Source organism: Mycobacterium sp. 3519A, assembly GCF_900240945.1.
Lineage (GTDB): Bacteria > Actinomycetota > Actinomycetes > Mycobacteriales > Mycobacteriaceae > Mycobacterium.
Map to the genome: position 1 here is coordinate 1,814,560 of NZ_OESG01000014.1, position 16,873 is coordinate 1,831,432.

18 protein-coding genes and 1 tRNA gene are annotated in these 16,873 nt (G+C 66.1%); 4 read left to right on the forward strand and 15 right to left on the reverse strand.

What is annotated here, in order from left to right:
* The 5 genes from C1A30_RS29850 to C1A30_RS29870 form a co-directional block, all read right to left on the reverse strand.
* Complete coding sequence (locus C1A30_RS29850; protein ID WP_101951818.1) at nucleotides 1–1,680, reverse strand: alpha-amylase family protein; 1,680 nt, start codon at nucleotides 1,678–1,680, stop codon at nucleotides 1–3.
* Complete coding sequence (locus C1A30_RS29855) at nucleotides 1,677–2,666, reverse strand: TIGR03885 family FMN-dependent LLM class oxidoreductase (RefSeq protein WP_101951819.1); 990 nt, start codon at nucleotides 2,664–2,666, stop codon at nucleotides 1,677–1,679. Before C1A30_RS29855 ends, C1A30_RS29850 begins: the two co-directional genes overlap by 4 nt.
* A 52-nt stretch (nucleotides 2,667–2,718) precedes the next feature.
* Nucleotides 2,719–3,123, reverse strand: coding sequence for an HNH endonuclease (locus C1A30_RS29860; protein ID WP_101951820.1), 405 nt, complete (start codon nucleotides 3,121–3,123; stop codon nucleotides 2,719–2,721).
* 34 nt (nucleotides 3,124–3,157) lie between these two features.
* A tRNA-Thr gene (locus C1A30_RS29865) sits at nucleotides 3,158–3,232 on the reverse strand.
* 23 nt (nucleotides 3,233–3,255) lie between these two features.
* The gene (locus C1A30_RS29870; RefSeq protein ID WP_101951821.1) at nucleotides 3,256–4,047 is read right to left on the reverse strand and encodes a hypothetical protein; all 792 of its coding nucleotides are present in this window, start codon (nucleotides 4,045–4,047) and stop codon (nucleotides 3,256–3,258) included.
* 126 nt (nucleotides 4,048–4,173) lie between these two features.
* Here C1A30_RS29870 and C1A30_RS29875 point away from each other — a divergent pair, with 126 nt between their 5' ends.
* On the forward strand, nucleotides 4,174–4,893 hold the full coding sequence (locus tag C1A30_RS29875) for a response regulator transcription factor (RefSeq protein ID WP_067795208.1): 720 nt from the start codon (nucleotides 4,174–4,176) through the stop codon (nucleotides 4,891–4,893).
* A gap of 21 nt (nucleotides 4,894–4,914) precedes the next feature.
* The gene (locus C1A30_RS29880; protein ID WP_101951822.1) at nucleotides 4,915–6,351 is read left to right on the forward strand and encodes a cell wall metabolism sensor histidine kinase WalK; all 1,437 of its coding nucleotides are present in this window, start codon (nucleotides 4,915–4,917) and stop codon (nucleotides 6,349–6,351) included.
* A 3-nt stretch (nucleotides 6,352–6,354) separates the two neighbouring features.
* On the opposite strand, the gene C1A30_RS29885 is transcribed toward C1A30_RS29880, so the two are convergent.
* Nucleotides 6,355–6,759 (reverse strand): HIT family protein, encoded by a 405-nt coding sequence (locus C1A30_RS29885; RefSeq protein WP_200828466.1) that lies wholly within the window; start codon nucleotides 6,757–6,759, stop codon nucleotides 6,355–6,357.
* Nucleotides 6,760–6,769: 10 nt separating this feature from the next.
* Here C1A30_RS29885 and C1A30_RS29890 point away from each other — a divergent pair, with 10 nt between their 5' ends.
* Nucleotides 6,770–8,044, forward strand: a complete 1,275-nt coding sequence (locus C1A30_RS29890) for a glycosyltransferase (protein WP_369974218.1) — start codon at nucleotides 6,770–6,772, stop codon at nucleotides 8,042–8,044.
* On the opposite strand, the gene C1A30_RS29895 is transcribed toward C1A30_RS29890, so the two are convergent.
* The 9 genes from C1A30_RS29895 to C1A30_RS29935 all read right to left on the reverse strand — a co-directional run bounded on the left by C1A30_RS29895 (nucleotide 8,034) and on the right by C1A30_RS29935 (nucleotide 15,239).
* Nucleotides 8,034–8,891 (reverse strand): SDR family NAD(P)-dependent oxidoreductase, encoded by an 858-nt coding sequence (locus tag C1A30_RS29895; protein ID WP_101951825.1) that lies wholly within the window; start codon nucleotides 8,889–8,891, stop codon nucleotides 8,034–8,036. The genes C1A30_RS29890 and C1A30_RS29895 overlap by 11 nt on opposite strands.
* Nucleotides 8,887–9,321: a nuclear transport factor 2 family protein gene (locus C1A30_RS29900; protein ID WP_101951826.1), complete on the reverse strand. Its 435-nt coding sequence runs from the start codon at nucleotides 9,319–9,321 to the stop codon at nucleotides 8,887–8,889. The genes C1A30_RS29895 and C1A30_RS29900 overlap by 5 nt, the downstream gene beginning before the upstream one ends.
* A gap of 5 nt (nucleotides 9,322–9,326) precedes the next feature.
* On the reverse strand, nucleotides 9,327–10,454 hold the full coding sequence (locus C1A30_RS29905) for an NDMA-dependent alcohol dehydrogenase (protein ID WP_101951827.1): 1,128 nt from the start codon (nucleotides 10,452–10,454) through the stop codon (nucleotides 9,327–9,329).
* Between the two features lie 65 nt (nucleotides 10,455–10,519).
* Entirely contained in the window at nucleotides 10,520–11,065 is a 546-nt protein-coding gene (locus C1A30_RS29910; RefSeq protein ID WP_101951829.1) for a hypothetical protein, read from the reverse strand.
* Nucleotides 11,065–11,268 carry a ferredoxin gene (locus C1A30_RS29915; RefSeq protein ID WP_101951830.1) on the reverse strand — a complete coding sequence of 68 codons (204 nt, stop codon included), beginning with the start codon at nucleotides 11,266–11,268 and terminating at the stop codon, nucleotides 11,065–11,067. Before C1A30_RS29915 ends, C1A30_RS29910 begins: the two co-directional genes overlap by 1 nt.
* Before the next feature lie 10 nt (nucleotides 11,269–11,278).
* The gene (locus C1A30_RS29920) at nucleotides 11,279–12,619 is read right to left on the reverse strand and encodes a cytochrome P450 (RefSeq protein ID WP_369974219.1); all 1,341 of its coding nucleotides are present in this window, start codon (nucleotides 12,617–12,619) and stop codon (nucleotides 11,279–11,281) included.
* An 8-nt stretch (nucleotides 12,620–12,627) separates the two neighbouring features.
* The gene (locus C1A30_RS29925) at nucleotides 12,628–13,455 is read right to left on the reverse strand and encodes an SDR family oxidoreductase (RefSeq protein ID WP_101951834.1); all 828 of its coding nucleotides are present in this window, start codon (nucleotides 13,453–13,455) and stop codon (nucleotides 12,628–12,630) included.
* On the reverse strand, nucleotides 13,456–14,658 hold the full coding sequence (locus C1A30_RS29930; RefSeq protein WP_101951835.1) for a cytochrome P450: 1,203 nt from the start codon (nucleotides 14,656–14,658) through the stop codon (nucleotides 13,456–13,458).
* The gene (locus C1A30_RS29935) at nucleotides 14,655–15,239 is read right to left on the reverse strand and encodes a TetR/AcrR family transcriptional regulator (RefSeq protein WP_101951836.1); all 585 of its coding nucleotides are present in this window, start codon (nucleotides 15,237–15,239) and stop codon (nucleotides 14,655–14,657) included. Before C1A30_RS29935 ends, C1A30_RS29930 begins: the two co-directional genes overlap by 4 nt.
* Nucleotides 15,240–15,379: 140 nt before the next feature.
* Here C1A30_RS29935 and C1A30_RS29940 point away from each other — a divergent pair, with 140 nt between their 5' ends.
* Nucleotides 15,380–16,846 carry an aldehyde dehydrogenase gene (locus C1A30_RS29940; protein ID WP_101951837.1) on the forward strand — a complete coding sequence of 489 codons (1,467 nt, stop codon included), beginning with the start codon at nucleotides 15,380–15,382 and terminating at the stop codon, nucleotides 16,844–16,846.
* Nucleotides 16,847–16,873 lie beyond the last annotated feature (27 nt).

Genomic DNA, 16,873 nt, shown 5'->3' on the forward strand with positions numbered 1-16,873 from the left:
TCAGATGATCGGCTGGTCTTCTGGCCGCCGAAGGCGCATCCATCGGTAGCCGTACTCGTCGAGGCCGACGTCGATCCTGCCCTCGGCATCCAGTTGGTGTTCTGTGAGCCCGTCGAGCAGGTCGACGAGGGTGCAGCCCGCCGGTATGTCGGCCAGTTGAATCGGGACGATGCAGCGGTCCGCCCCGAGGTTGTGCAGCGCCACCATCGTCCAGCCCGACTTCTCGCGGCAGACATGTGCCAGGACCGCAGGGTTGGGCTGCTCGAGGACTTCGGCAACCGACCAGCCGATCTCCGGCTGCTGCCGGTAGGTGTAGATGAGGTCGCGCATGAACCACCAGAAGGACTGGTGGTCGTGGCGTTGGTCGGCGGCGTTGATGCGGTCGGGGCCGTAGATGCCGTCGGGGAGTGGACGGGTCAGCCTGCGTTTGTTGGCGCCGGAGAACCCGCCGTTGTGGCCCGCAGTCCATTGCATCGGTGTGCGCACTGCGAGTCGTCCTGGGACGTCGAGGTTTTCGGCCATCCCGATCTCCTCGCCGTAGAAGAGGACGGGAGTCCCCGGCAACGAGAACGCGAGCGAATAGGCCATCCGCATCCTCCGCTGATCACCACCGAACATCGATGGCAGCCGTCGGCGCAGCCCGCGCCCGTAGAGTTGCATGTCCTTGTCGGGACCGAATGCCTCGAAGACTTCCCGCCGTTCGCTGTCTTTGAGCTTGTCGAGGGTGAGCTCGTCGTGGTTGCGCAGGAAGTTGGCCCATTGACTGGTCAGATCCAGTGCCGGGCGCTGCCGAAGAGCCTTCGCGATCGGGCCGGCATCACCGCGGGCGAAAGCCAGGTACATCGCTTGCATTCCGATGAAGTCGAACTGCATGTTCAGCCCGTCGCCGTCCGGCCCGCCGAAGAAGGCCAGTTGATCCTTGTAGGGCAGGTTCACCTCGCCGAGCAGAACAGCGTCGCCGAGGCGCCTGGTGACGAAGTTCCTGACGTCGCCGAGATACTGACTGGCGTCGAAGATGCCAGGATCTCCTGGCGCTGAGTCTTTCGCGAACATGAAGGGCACCGCGTCGACCCGGAAACCTGAGACCCCGAGCTCCAGCCAGAAGCCCAGAGTCCGTGAAATCTCCTCCTGTACTTTGGGGTTCGCGATGTTGAGGTCGGGTTGGTGTTTGAGGAAGTGGTGCAGGTACCACTGGTCGGTGCGCTGGTCGAGCTGCCAGAGGCTGGTCTCCTGATCGGGGAACACCACGTCCTTGCGGCTGGACTTGGGCTTGGTGGCGCTCCATACGTAGAAGTCGCGGTACGGATCGTCCGCGCTGCGGCGGGCGGACTTGAACCAGGGGTGCGCATCGGACGTGTGGTTCATGACGAAGTCGATGACGACCCGGATGCCGGTTGCCTTGGCCGTGCGGACGAGTTCGACGAAGTCGCCGTGGGTGCCCAGCCGTCGGTCGATGCCGAAGAAGTCGGTGATGTCGTAGCCGTCGTCCTTGCGGGCCGTCGGGTAGAAGGGCATCAGCCACAGGCATGTCACGCCGAGGTCGAACAGGTACTCGATGCGTTCGGTCATGCCCCGGATGTCGCCGCAGCCGTCGCCGTCGTAGTCGTAGAACGTCTCCACGTCGGCGCAGTAGAAGACTGCGTTCTTCCACCACAAATCGCCGGTGTCGCTGCGCCTCATACGATCGCCGCCCGAGGCTCCGGGGCGGTCGGTGACAGCTGCGGCAGAACGTGTTCGCCGAAGGCGTCGATGAAGCCGGACTGCTCCTTGCCGACGAAGTGCAGGTACAGCTCGTCCCAGCCCTGGTCGACGTATTCCCGCAGCCACTCGATGTGCTGACCGAAATCGCTTGAGACGAGGACGGTTTGCTTCACCTGTTCGGGAGTGACGTTCTCGCTGATGACATCGAATGCTTCGACCGACTCGACATCCCAGCACGCCGGAGGGGCGAAAACATTGCTGCGCCACTGGTCGTGGGCGATGGCGAGAGCCTGCTCCTCGGTCGGCGCCCAGCTGAGGTGGATCTGCAGCCGGGCAGGCCCGCGGCCGCCGGCTTCGCGGTACGCGTTAAGGATGTTCTGCAGAGTGTCTTTCGATTGGTTGACGGTGACCAAGCCGTCCGCCCATGCCGCATGGCGGGCCGCGGTCTCGGGTGTGATGGCCGGGCCGACGAGGTCGGGAACCACGTCGGGCAGCGTCCACAGCCGTGCCCGGTTGACGTGCACAAGGCCTTCGTGGCTGACCTCCTCACCCTCGAGTAGGCGCTGTATGACGGTCACGCATTCGACCAGGCGTCGGTCGCGAACCTCCTTGCGTGGCCACACCTCGCCGGTGATCCGCTCATTGGAGGCCTCGCCCGACCCCAGCGCCGCCCAAAACCGGCCGGGGAACATCTGCCCGAGGGTCGCGATGGCCTGCGCGATGATCGCGGGGTGATAGCGCTGACCAGGTGCATTCACGACACCGAACGGCAGCTTTGTTGACGCCAGCGCGGCGCCCAGGAACGCCCATGCGAAGCCGGACTCGCCCTGCCGAGAACTCCACGGGCTGAAGTGGTCCGAGGACATGCCGGCGGTGAAACCGGCTCGCTCAGCGCGCTGGACGTCGCGCAACAACTGAGCCGGGTTGATCTGCTCGTGTGAGCAGTGGAAGCCGATGACCGTCATTCCGGCGGCATACCCGTTTTGACGGCCCCGTCAGTCGTAGTACAGCTAACGATCAGTACGACTGGCCGCCGGCGTATCGCTGCCTGCGGAAGTGGCGGCCCTTGCCACGGTTGCGGCTCTTGTACGTCGGCAACTGCGAGTCACAGTTGGGACAAACCAACCGCAGATTCTCCCGGCAGTTGTTCGTCGGGTCGCCGTCGATGTGGTCCAGGACCAACGCGAGCGGCAGGCCTTGCCACGTGCTCGCTGCGCCACAGATTGCGCAACAGCCCGACTGCGCGGCGGCGAGGTACTCGCGAATGTAATGGCCCTGGTGTCCGTCAATGCGTGCCTCGCCGGATTCGAGCCACCGCTTGGTATTAGCCTCGCGGCGGGCTGAAGCCTGACAGGCGTTCCCGCAGTAGATCTTTTGGCTGCGCTTCGAGATTGGTAGACCGCAGCCGCGACACTGTCTCATGCTCCGAAGCTAAGGCCGGGCTCTGACAAGTGAGTGGAGCCCCCTGTCAGGATTGAACTGACGGCCTTTCGTTTACAAGACGAACGCTCTACCACTGAGCTAAGGGGGCCTGCGGCTGCAGAGTTTATCGGGTCACTGCTCGGCGTCGATAACGCGCTGCGATGTCACGGTCCGCGACGACGAACGGGCGCGTGGCCGGCGGCCGGGCAGCGGAATTCGGTCGGCGATATTGCTCAGCGGGTTCACCACCTGCGCCAGCGTCACGACGGCCTCGTGCAGCGCATCGATGGTCGGCTGCAGCGCCTCGAGTCCCGGCGCCAACCGGTTCAACGTGTCGGCGACGTCGGCGAGCTTGAGCAGCGGCCCGTCCTCGGCGGTCAAGGTGTCGAGCAGGCCGCCCTCGGCCAGCAGTCGGTCGGCCACCCCGTCCTCGCGCAGCACCCGCTCGATCAGGCCGTCGTTGGCCAGCAGTTGGTCGGCCAGCCCACCCGGCGCGATGACCCGCGACAGCGCGCCGTCGTCCGTCGTCATCCGGTCCATCAATCCGCCCTCGGCGGTGATCTGATCGACCAACCCGCCGGGGGCCAGCGCCCGCGACACCGCGCCGTTCTCCGCGGTCAACCGGTCCAGCAGGCCACCCTCGGCAGTCAGTTGATCGACGATTCCGCCGGGCTGCAGCAACCGGTCGACCGGACCGTTCGGCCGTAGCGCCCTGCCCAGCGGGGCATCGTCGTCCATCAGCTTGGCCAGCCGGTTCGCCCGCTCGACCGCATCGTCGATGCCCAGGATGTGCGCCACAGAACCCGAGCCCGTCTGGGCCTGGCCGAGCGCGCTCTTCGCGATGTCGAGGCCCGTCTCAGCAACCGCGATGCCGACCCGTACCGGCGCGGTAGCAAAATCGGTCAGCGCTTTGCCGAGGTTCATGCACCCAGTCTATGGGTGTAAGGTCGGCGCACCCGTGGCTTCCGCGTACCGCCTGGATTCACACTCACAGGAAGTTGACAGGGTTTGTGCAGGATAATTCCAAGCGAAATCGTGGACATTAGCGGAATGGCGATGGCTGCACTACCCGAGAATCTGCCCGAGGCGCGCGTCCTCGTAGTCGACGATGAAACCAACATCGTCGAACTACTCTCAGTGAGCCTGAAGTTCCAGGGCTTCGAGGTCCATACCGCGTCCAATGGTCCCGCGGCGCTGGACAAGGCCCGCGAAGTGCGGCCCGACGCAGTGATCCTGGACGTGATGATGCCCGGCATGGACGGTTTCGGCCTGCTGCGCAGGCTGCGCGCCGACGGCATCGACGCCCCCGCGCTGTTCCTGACCGCCCGCGACACCCTGCAGGACAAGATCGCGGGCCTGACGCTGGGCGGCGACGACTACGTCACCAAGCCGTTTTCCCTGGAAGAGGTGGTCGCCCGGCTGCGGGTGATCCTGCGCCGGTCCGGCCGCGGCATCGAGGAGCCCCGCAATGCGCGGCTGACCTTCGCCGACATCGAACTCGACGAGGACACCCACGAAGTGTGGAAGGCCGGCGAGCCCGTCTCGCTGTCGCCGACCGAGTTCACGCTGCTGCGGTACTTCATCATCAACGCAGGCACGGTGCTGTCGAAGCCCAAGATTCTCGACCACGTCTGGCGCTACGACTTCGGCGGCGACGTCAACGTCGTCGAGTCCTACGTGTCGTATCTTCGGCGCAAGATCGACACCGGCGAGAAGCGTCTCCTCCACACGTTGCGGGGCGTGGGGTACGTCCTGCGTGAACCGCGCTAGTAAGTTCGCGACAATAGGGGCATGGCGGTACGGCGCGGGCGGGGCATACCCCTAAGGGTTGGCCTGGTCGCCGCCACCCTGGTGCTGGTGGCGGGCGGCCTGTTGGCGTCGGGCATCGCCGTCACGACGATCCTTCGACACGACCTGACCAACCGGGTCGACCAGACGCTGCTCGACGCCTCCCGCAGTTGGGCGCAGGCCCCGCGGCGGATGCCGCCGACCCCGATCGAAGGCCCTAACCCGGCCCGGCCGCCGTCCAACTTCTACGTGCGCGGGGTCGACCCCGATGGCCGCATCTGGATGGCCGTCAACGACCGCGCCGCCGAACCGGCGCTGCCCGCCGACAACGATGTGGGGCCGGTGCCCGTCACGGTCGGCTCGGTCGACCACTCCGACGTCAAATGGCGTGCGATGAGCGTGCGCGGACTGCGCGGTGAACTCACCACCGTCGCGATCGACCTGTCCGACGTCCAGACCACGGTGCGCGCGCTGATCTATGCGCAACTCGGCATCGGCGCCGCCGTGCTGTTGGTGCTCGGCGTCGTCGGCTACTGGGTGGTGCACCGCAGCCTGCGCCCGCTGGTGGAGGTGGAACAGACCGCAGCGGCGATCGCCGCGGGGCAGCTCGACCGTCGTGTTCCCGAACGTGACCCGCGCACCGAAGTGGGCCGACTTTCGTTGGCGCTCAACGGAATGCTCGCGCAGATCCAGCGCGCGGTGGCGTCGTCGGATTCGTCGGCCGAGGCGGCCCGCACCTCCGAGGACAGGATGCGCCGGTTCATCACCGATGCCAGCCACGAACTGCGCACACCACTGACGACGATCCGCGGTTTCGCCGAGCTCTACCGGCAGGGCGCGGCCAAGGACGTCGAGATGTTGATGGGCCGCATCGAAAGTGAGTCCCGCCGGATGGGGCTGTTGGTCGAGGATCTGCTGTTGCTGGCCCGCCTCGATCAGCAGCGGCCGTTGGAGCAGCACCGCGTCGACCTGCTGGCCATCGCCAGCGACGCCGTGCACGACGCGCAGTCGATCGCGCCGCCGGGTCGCAAGATCACCATGGAGGTGTTCGACGGACCCGGAACTCCGGAGGTGCTCGGCGACGAGGCCAGGCTGCGGCAGGTGCTCGGCAACCTGGTCGCCAACGCGCTGCAGCACACCCCCGACACCGCGGGCATCACGGTGCGGGTGGGCACCGACGACGGGCACGCCGTGCTCGAGGTGTGCGACGAGGGTCCCGGCATGAGCAAGGAAGACGCGCACCGGGTGTTCGAGCGCTTCTACCGCGCCGATTCGTCACGCGCCAGGGCCAGCGGCGGCACCGGGCTCGGCCTGTCGATCGTCGATTCGCTGGTGCACGCGCACGGCGGTGCCGTCAGCGTCACCACCGCACCGGGCAAGGGCTGCCGGTTCAAGGTGAACCTGCCGCGGATCGCCGACGTGCCAGCCCAAGTCAGTTGAAGCTCAACTCAATTCGGCCAAGGCGGCCTTGATCTTCGCCTGCGCCTCGTCGAGTGATTCCGGCGACGGGTTCTGGTCGACGTTGGCGAAGCCGAAGTCGCTGAGGTTGCGGGCCGGGAAGACGTGCACGTGCAGATGCGGCACCTCGAGGCCCGCGATGATCACCCCGGCACGCTCGACGTCGAACGCCTTGCACACCGCCTTGCCGATCAACTGCGCGACCTCCATGACGCGGCCGAACACCGCGGGTTCGACGTCCTGCCACTGGTCGATTTCGGCCCGCGGCACGACCAGGGTGTGCCCCTGCGTCATCGGCGCGATGGTCAGAAAGGCCACGATCTCGTCGTCCTCGTAGACGAACCTGCCGGGGATTTCGCCGTTGATGATCTTGGTGAAGACGGTCGCCATGGGCATGAGCATTCCAGCAAGCTCCCAGTCTCGGCGCAGTGGGGTAGCAGCCTGTTTAGAGACGCTCGACATCGTGACTGACCTGGCGGCTCCCCGCACGGCGAACGTGGCCGAACGCCCGACACGCAGCTACGTCCTCGACATCGTGATCCCGGTTTACAACGAGGAGCGCGACCTTCCGGGCAGCGTCCGCCGGTTGCACGAGTACCTGGCCGCCGAGGTGCCGTACCCGTCTCGGATCACGATCGCCGACAACGCCAGCACCGACAGCACCCTGGCGGTGGCCGAATCGCTGGCCCGGGAGTTGTCCGACGTCGACGTCATACACCTCGATCAGAAGGGCCGCGGCGGCGCGCTGTACACCGCGTGGATGGCGTCGGATGCCGACGTGGTCGCCTACATGGATGTCGACCTGTCGACCGATCTGTCGGCGTTGATGCCGCTTGTGGCGCCGTTGATTTCGGGTCACTCCGACGTCGCGATCGGGTCCCGGTTGGCGGCCTCGTCGCGCGTGGTGCGCGGGCCCAAGCGCGAATTCGTCTCTCGCAGTTACAACTTGATCCTGCGCGGGGTGCTCGGCGCCAAGTTCTCCGACGCACAGTGCGGGTTCAAGGCGGTGCGTGCCGACGTGGCGCGTCAACTGCTCCCGCACGTCGCCGACACCGGGTGGTTCTTCGACACCGAACTGCTGGTGATCGCCGAACGCGCCGGGCTGCGCATCCACGAAGTGCCCGTCGACTGGGTCGACGACCCCGACTCGCGTGTCGACATCGTCCGCACCGCCATCAACGACCTCAAGGGCTGCTGGCGGGTCGGCCGCGCACTGGCCACCGGCGCACTGCCGCTGCGCGAACTGCAGCGCAGCCTCGGCCGCGAACCGCTGGTCCCCGGCGTTCCCCGCGGAATGGTCGGCCAGATGGTGCGATTCGGCATCGTCGGCGTTGCCAGCACACTGGCCTACGCGCTGCTGTATCTGCTGCTGCACCCCGTGGTGGGCGCCCAGGCGGCGAACCTCACCGCCCTGCTGTTGACGGCGATCGCGAACACGGCCGCCAACCGGGCGTTCACGTTCGGCATCCGGGGCCGCACCGGCGTCGCGCGACACCAGATGAACGGTCTCGTGGTGTTCGCGTTCTGTCTGGCGATCACCAGCGGTTCGCTGTTCGCGCTGCACCGCTACGACCCGACGGTCGGCAAGGCGGTGGAGCTGTCGGTGTTGGTGGGGGCGAACCTGGTGGCGACGCTGATCCGATTCGTCGCGCTGAGAAGGGTTTTCAGCGCGTAACGAATGCGTGGATCTCGTCGAGCGTCCACGGCGGCGAGTCGTGGTGGTCGCGGTACGCCAGGATCGACGGCGACTGCCGGTCGAAGCGGCCGACGAAATTGCCTGCCGCGATGAAGATCTGGCCGGTCACCTGCGCGGCCAGGTCACTTGCCAGGTAGGCGTACGTCGACGCGGCGTACTCGGGTTCGGGAGCGTCGAGCGCGGCCTGCGCGCTCGCGTCGTCCAGCAAGCCGCGGCGGTTCAACTCGCGGATGTGGTGTTCGTAGTCGGGTCCGCTCGACAGCCGCGTCTTCGCGCCAGGGCAGACCACGTTGGCACGGACACCATATTCCTCGAGTTCCGCGGCGATCGCCATCGTGAGCCCGTTGACGCCGCCCTTCCCCGCCGGATAGCCGGTGCCGCCGTAGTCGCCGAGGAACGCGAACGAACTGGTGTTGATGATCGAACCGCCGCCGTGGCGCACCATCTTCTGTGCTGCGGCGCGGCACGTCTCGAACGTGGTGCCGAGGTGCGCGTCGATCAACTCGCGGAACTGCGCGCTGGTGACGGTCAGGATCGACTCGGCCGCCAGCCCGGCGGTGCCCGCGCAGTTGACAAGGACGTCGATCCTGCCGAATTCGCCGACGCAGGTGTCGATCAACGCATCGGCCACAGCGGGCTCTGCCGGCGAGCCCGCCGATGCCACGGCCCGCGGAATGCGTTGCGCCGCTTGGGCCGCCGCATCGGCGTCGCGGCCGTTGACGACCACCCCGGCGCCCAGCGTCGCCAGCAGTTCGGCGACGGCGAGACCGATGCCGCGGGTGCCGCCGACGACAACCGCGCCGCGACCGTCGAGTGGACCGCTAATTCTTGTTTTCCGGCTCGGAAAACTGCATCGAATCCATGTTCCAGTAGCCGCGCAGGTTGGTGATCAGGCCCGCGTCGTCGACCTTGTAGGTGAACACACCGCGCACGGAGGCCACGAAACCGTTCGGAAACTCCGTGCGCAGCACCAGGATGTAGGCGATCTCGTTCGGTGAGCTCGACGGAAACGTCGCCTCCCGCGTGACGGTCAGTGTGTTCGGGCCGATGTTGGCGTCGAAGAACGCACCCACTGCCTCCTTGCCGCGAACGCCGCCACCGCCGGGGTTCGTGACCGCGTCGCCGATCGGGTCCTCGATGACGATGTCGTCGGACATCAGCGCCAGCCAGCCGTCCTTGTCACCGGCCTGTACGCAGCGCCACGACGCCTCCGATGCGGCGACGACGGGTGTCTTCTCCACTGTCTCCTGGGACATTTGGCTCACCGGTCGTCGTCGGTGTAGCGGATCACGCCGCGAATGTTCTTGCCCTCCAGCATGTCGGAGTAGCCCTCGTTGATCTGTTCCAGCTTGTATTGCCGGGTGATCATGTCGTCGAGGTTGAGCTTGCCCGCCTTGTACATCGACAGCAGCTGCGGGATGTCGTAGTGCGGGTTGCCGCCGCCGAAGATGGTGCCCTGCAGGTTCTTCTGCATCAGGGTGAGCATCGCCAGGTTCAGCGTCACCTGGGTGTCCAGCAGGCTGCCGATTGCGGTCGCCACACAGGTGCCGCCCTTCGCGGTGATCATCAGATAGTTGTCGATGTCCTCGCCCTTGAGTTCGCCGACGGTGAGGATGACCTTGTGGGCCATGAAGCCGTAGGTGACCTCGGCGATGCCCATCAGCGCGGTGTTGATGTCGGGATAGACGTGGGTGGCGCCGAACTTGAGTGCGGCGTCGCGTTTCCACTCGACCGGTTCGATGACGAAGATGTGCCGCGCGCCTGCGTTGACGGCGCCCTGCAGGGCGGACATGCCGACGCCGCCGACGCCGACGATCGCTACGTCCTGGCCGGGCCGGATGTCGGCGGTGCGCACCGCCGAGCCGTAGCCGGTGGTGACGCCGCAGCCCACCAGGCAGGCGACCTCGAACGGAATCGACGGGTCGATCTTCACCACGGAGCTCTTGTGCACGACCATGTACGGCGAGAAGGTGCCCAGCAGCGTCATCGGGAACACGTTCTGGCCCTTGGCCTGGATCCGGAAGGTGCCGTCTGAGACCGCGGCGCCGTTGAGCAGACCCGCCCCGAGGTCGCACAGGTTGCGCAGCCCGGCCTGACACGACGGACAGTGCCCGCACGACGGGATGAACGACAGCACGACGTGATCGCCGGGCGCGACTTCCTCAACGCCGGGGCCGACCTCGGTGACGATGCCCGCGCCCTCGTGGCCGCCGAGCACCGGGAAACCGCCCATCGGGATGCCGCCGGTGACCAGGTGGTGGTCGGAGTGGCACATCCCCGACGCTTCCATCTGAATCTTCACCTCGTCTTTGACGGGGTCACCGATCTCGATCTCCTCGATCGACCACGGCTGGTTGAACTCCCAGATGAGAGCGCCTTTTGTCTTCATGAAACCTGCTCCTCTCGAGTGCCCGTGTCAGACTAAGTTATCTAGGTCACACGTGTGCTTGCTGTCTACCAGATCGGGACGGGTGCCTCTCCGAGTGGGTAGTAGCCCGGCAGCTTCTCACCGGCCAGGCTGCGCTCGATCCGCTTCTGCATGCCCTCGCTGAGGTCACCGGATTCGATCAGCTTCATGAACATCTTGGAGACGTGTCCGAAGTCGAAGAAGTCACGCTGCCATTCGATCTTCAAGTCGGCGTTCAAGCGGAACCAACTGCCGCCGATTCCGTAGATCTCGTCGGTGGTGCCGTCGGCCTTGTTGACGATCTGCTTCCAGAACCCGACGATCTCGCCGAGCTTGTCGTCGACGAGCACCTTCTGGTACTCGTAGGTCCAGTTCTCCAGACCCTGCATCTCCAAACCCAGTGCCACGTCCCGGATTTCGTTGACACCCACGCACATAACGTCTTCCTTGGGCCCGATGTTCCAGCCGTAGGTGGCGTCCTCGGTGTAGAAGTCAGCCAGTGGTGTCCAGTCACCGGCCTTCTCGCAGTCCCGGTTGGCCTGCAGCCATTGCTCGACCCACTTGTCGAGTGCTTCGCGCGGCAGTGACGGCATCAGTCTTCCTCTCTAATGGACAAGGCTTGGGTGGGGCAGGCCCATACGGCTTGCTCGATCTGCGGTCGATCTTCGTCGGGCGGTTCGGTGTTGAGGATCTCCACCTGGCCGCGCTTGGGCACCTTGAAGTAGTCGGGTGCCTCCAACTCGCACATGGCGTGGCCTTGGCAGAGATCCATGTCGACCTCGATCCGAAAGCCCATGGTCGCCTCCCTACTTGACGCGCCTGCGGTAACGGGCCTTGGCCGGCCGCTCCAGCTGCACCACCATCTTGGAGTGGTCATTGCGGTAGGAGTCTGCCGGCTGCGCTATCTCGAACTCGTACTCGCGCAACAGAACCGAGAAGATCGCCTTGATCTGCATCTGCGCGAACGCGGCGCCGACGCAGCGGTGCCGCCCCGCGCCGAACGGGATCCAGGTCCACCGGTTCACGACGTCGGCCTGCTCGGGTTTGTTGTAGCGGTCCGGCTTAAACGCATCGGGGTCGGGGAAGTCCTCGGGGATCCGGTTGGAGACGGCGGGGGAGGCCGCGACGAAATCGCCCTTGTGGATGGGGAAGCCGGCCACCTCGAACTCGCCCTGGGCGACCCGCATCAAGATGATCAACGGCGGATGCAGCCGAAGCGTCTCCTTGACCACGTTGTCGAGCTTCGGAATCTGGCGCAGCGCATGGAAACTCACCTCTTGGCCGTCGGCGTACAGCTCGTCGAGTTCGGCGCGGACCTCGGCGTAGACCTCGGGGTGGCGGATCAACTCGATCAGCGTCCATGCCGACGTGCCTGAGCTGGTGTGGTGTCCTGCGAACATCAGCGAGATGAACATGCCGGTCACCTCGTCGGCGGAGAACCGGGGGTTGCCGTCCTCGTCCTTGATCGACACCAGCACGTCGAGCATGTCGCGGTCGGCCTTGTCCTTCGGCGGATTGGCCAGCCGCTGATCCATGATCTCCTGAACCAGCGCAACGAGTTTCACGCGGGCCTCGTCGCGGCGTTTGAAGCTTTCGATCGGCAGGTACGGGTCGACGTAGCACAGCGGATCGGTGCCGCGCTCCAGGTCGTGGTAGTACTCGGCGAACCGGTGGTCCAGTTGTTCGCGGAACTTCAGCCCGATCAGGCACGCCGTGCTGGTGTAGATGGTCAACTCGGCGAAGAAGTCGAGCAGTTCGATCTCGCCTTCGTCGCCCCAGTCGGCGATCATCTTCTTGACTTCGCCCTCGATGGTGGCCGCGTGGCCCTTCATCTGCTCGCCGCGCAGCGCCGAGTTGTGCAGCATCTCCTTGCGCCGTTCGGGGCTGGCGTCGAACACCACGCCCTTGCCGAAGATCGGCGTCATGAACGGGTAGGCCTCGGCCTGGTCGAGATCCTCGTCGGCCGACCGGAAGAAGAACTCGTTGGCCTCGGCGCCGGACAGCAGGATCACGTGCTTGTCGACCAACTGAAACCAGCCGACATCCCCGCACTCGTCGCGTACCCGCTTCATCAAACCGATTGGGTCGGTGCGGAATTCCTCGAGATGGCCGTGCTCTTCCTCTCCACCGGAGACACGGGGCACCATGGCTGTGGTCACTGGTTCGGCATCCCTTCTTCGCCGAGGGCGAGCTTCTGGCGGTCCTTGTTGTCGGCCAGCGGCGCTTCGGGCTGGAGTTCCATGTTCGCGATGAACCCACCACGCGGGGTCTCGGCGACGAACGTGATGGCGCGCGCGAGGTCGGCCGCCCGCAGGAAGTAGTCGTGGCGCGCCTGCCCCCACTTGGCCCAGTCCTCGAGCGCAGGCCCGATCAACTCGGCGGGCAGGCTCCAACCCATGTTGGTCTTCGTCGGTCCGGGGTGCACGATCGACGCCCGCACACCGGTGCCTTCCAGTTCCATCTGGAAGTTGGTCACCATCGCCACCAACGCGGCCTTCGCCGCGCCGTAGGCGCCCATGTGCGGGCGCTGACGAAGTGCAACGTCGGAGCCGACGAAGATCAGGTCACCGCGCCGGCGTTCGATCATTCCCGGCAGCACGGCGGTGGCCAATCGGTTCGCGCCGACCAGGTGGATCTGCAACTGCGACTCGAACTCGTCGGTGCTGATATCGGCCAGCTTGCCGAAGTAGGTGTCGCCCGCGCCGGCCACCAGCACCTCGATCTCGCCGAGCGCTTCGACCGATTGCGCGACAAACGATTTCACCGATCCGGGGTCGGTGACGTCGAGGTGAAATCCGACGGCTTCGCCGCCGTCGGCGCGGATCCTGCCGACGATCTCGTCGAGTTTCTCGACGCGACGGGCGCCGAGCGCGACGGGAAAGCCGTGCGCGGCGAGCTCGATCGCGGTGGCTTCGCCGATTCCTGACGACGCGCCTGCGACGATCGCAGGCCTGCGCTCGGGAAGTGGGTCGAACCGGGGCATCTAGCGAACCTCCACGGTGATGGGAAGGTGAGCGAATCCACGGACATTGCTGGAATGGACGCGGACGGCGTTGGCCTCGTCGACCTCGTATCCGCGGATTCGCTTGAACAGTTCGGCGAGCGCCACCCTGGACTCCATGCGGGCCAGGTGCGCGCCGAGGCAGAAGTGCGCGCCGCTGCCGAAACTCATGAGTTTCGACCCGATTTCGCGGCCGATCAGGTAGTCGTCGGGTCTGTCGAACACCCGCTCGTCGCGGTGGGCCGAACCGGGAAGCAGCAACAGCACGTCGCCGTCGGGAATGGTCGTGTCGTACAGCGTCAGTTCGCCCGAGACGGTCCGCGCCAGGATCTGGCTGGAGGTGTCGTAGCGCAGCGTCTCCTCCACCCACAGCGGCACCCGCTCCAGGTCGTCGTAGATCGGCGCCAGCTGATCGGGGTTCTTGTGGCCCCAAAATGCGGCATTGGCAAGCAGTTTGGTGGTGGTCTCGTTGCCCGCGATCACCATCAGGAACATGAAGCCGAGGATCTCGTCGTCGGTGAGCCGGTCGCCGTCGATCTCGGCTTCCAGCAGCGCCGTGGTGAGGTCGTCGGTCGGCTTCTTGCGCCGCTCGGCCACCATCTGCTGGTAGTACACGATCAGGTTGATGGACGCCTCGACCGCCGCGGGCGGCACATCGGTGACTCCCTCGTCGCGGTGCATGACGCCGTCGGCCCACGCCCTGACCTGGGCGCGGTCGGGTTGGGGCACGCCCATCAGTTCGGAGATGACGTCCATCGGGAGCTTGCCCGCGAACTCGTCGACATAATCGAAAGTTTCTGACTGCAAGGCGGTTTCGAGATGTGCCACGGCGATCTCGGTGACCCTGGGCTCCAGCTCGCGGATGCGTCGCGGGGTGAAACCCTTGGATACCAGGGTGCGCAACCGCAGGTGGGCCGGGTCGTCCATCGCAAGGAACGACATCGTCTTGCTCGCGTGCGGTCCCCGCGACGCCGGATCCAGCGACACACCGTACTTGTTCGACAGCGTCGTGCTGTTGCGGAATCCCTGCAGCACATCGGCGTGTCGAGAGAGCGCCCAGAAGCCCAACTCGTCATTGCGATACAGCGGCGCCTCGTCACGCAACCGCCGGTAGTACGGATACGGGTCTTCGTGGAAGTCGTAGTCGTACGGGTCGAAAACCAGGTCGGCCGCCTGGACGGTCATGAGTTCTCTCCCAGGATGAGGCCGACGACATAGGACAGCCGGTCGGCGATCTGGTGGTAGGTCACGACGCCGCTGCCCGCGTGCACCAGCGCCCCGAAGTACGTCATCTCCAGCGCCGAGACCGTGCGCGGGTCGGCATCCGGTCCCACCGCCGAGCGGATCCGGCGGTGGATCTCGGCGCCGATGCGATCGCGGACCGCGCGCACCGCCTGGTCGTTGTTGGAGAGCAGCGCCGTCGTGCACGCGGCCGCCACCTCCGGTTCGTCGGCGATCATCAGCGTCAGCGCGCGCAGCGCCTGCTCGACCCGGCTGGCCCGGCTGTCGTTGACGTCGGTGAAGTACGGCACCTGACGGACCAGGTCGAGGTAGACCTCGGCGATCAGATGGTTCTTCGACGAGAAGTAGGTGTAGGCGGTGGCCGGGGCGACCTTGGCGCGGGCGGCCACCGCCCGCACGGTCAGGTCGGCGTACGACGACTCCCGCAGCATCTCGACACCCGCGGCGAGCACCTTGCGGAAGGTCTCCTCCTGGCGCCGGTTACGTGGCTGTTCGGTGACCGCCGCCACGGCATCGCTGGACACATGTCCAAGTTATCGGACGCGAGGGGCCAGAAGCAAGCATGCAGGTAAACGAGGTCATGCTTGCCACGCTGCGTCATCGGCGGCTATCGTTCGATTATTCCAAGTCGGACAGTTGTCCAGCAACGAAGCGGAGGATTGGCATGGGGCTGCTCACCGATCGCCAGAGTCAACTGTTCATCGACGGCAAGCTGGTGGCCGGCAGCGGCGGCACGTTCCAGACGATCAATCCGGCGACCGAAGAGGTGCTCGGCGTCGCGGCCGACGCGACCGTGGACGACATGGGCCTGGCGATCGAGGCGGCCCGGCGCGCGTTCGACGACACCGACTGGTCGACCAATGTCGAATTCCGGGTGCGGTGCGTGCGTCAGTTGCAGGACGCGCTGACGGCGCACGTCGAGGAACTGCGCGAACTGACGATCGCCGAAGTCGGCGCACCGCGGATGCTGACCGCCGCCGCCCAACTGGAAGGCCCGGTCGCCGACCTGAGCTTCGCCGCGGACACCGCGGAGTCGTATGCGTGGAGCAGGGACTTCGGCACCGCCGAACCGATGGGCATCAAGACGCACCGCACTGTCGCCCGCGAGGCGGTCGGTGTGGTGGGTGCGATCACGCCGTGGAACTTCCCGCATCAGATCAACCTCGCCAAGCTCGGCCCGGCGTTGGCGGCAGGAAACACCGTCGTCCTCAAGCCCGCGCCGGATACGCCGTGGTGCGCAGCGATCCTCGGTGAGCTCGTCGCCGAGCACACCGACCTGCCGCCCGGCGTGCTGAACATCGTCACCTCCAGCGACCACGGTGTCGGTGCGCTGTTGTCGAAAGACCCACGGGTGGACATGGTTTCGTTCACCGGGTCGACCGCTACCGGGCGCGCGGTGATGGCCGACGGCGCCGCGACGCTGAAGAAGGTCTTCCTGGAACTGGGCGGGAAGTCGGCGTTTGTGGTGCTCGACGACGCGGATCTGGCGGGCGCCTGTTCGATGTCGGCGTTCACCGCGTCGATGCATGCGGGACAGGGCTGTGCGATCACCACGCGACTGGTGGTGCCGCGGGCACGCTACGACGAGGCGGTCGAGGCGGCCGCGGCGACGATGGGCTCGCTGAAGCCCGGCGACCCTGCGGACGCGGGAACCATTTGCGGGCCGTTGATCTCGGCGCGGCAGCGCGACCGTGTCCAGGGCTACCTGGATTCGGCCACCGACGAGGGCGGCACGTTCGCCTGCGGCGGCGGCCGTCCCGCCGACCGCGACGCCGGCTTCTTCATCGAGCCGACTGTCATTGCGGGCCTTGACAACAACGCGAAGGTCGCCCGTGAGGAGATCTTCGGCCCGGTGTTGACTGTGATCGCCCACGACGGCGACGACGATGCGGTGCGCATCGCCAACGACTCGCCGTACGGCTTGTCCGGCACGGTGTTCTCGGCCGACGTCGAGCGCGCCAACGCGGTGGCGGCGCGGTTGCGCGTCGGCACCGTCAACATCAACGGCGGTGTCTGGTACTCCGCCGACATGCCGTTCGGCGGTTACAAGCAGTCCGGCATCGGCCGGGAGATGGGCCTCGCCGGCTTCGAGGAATACCTCGAACTCAAAGCGATTGCCACGGCGGTCTAGATGTCGCCGAATGGCCAGTTATAGCAC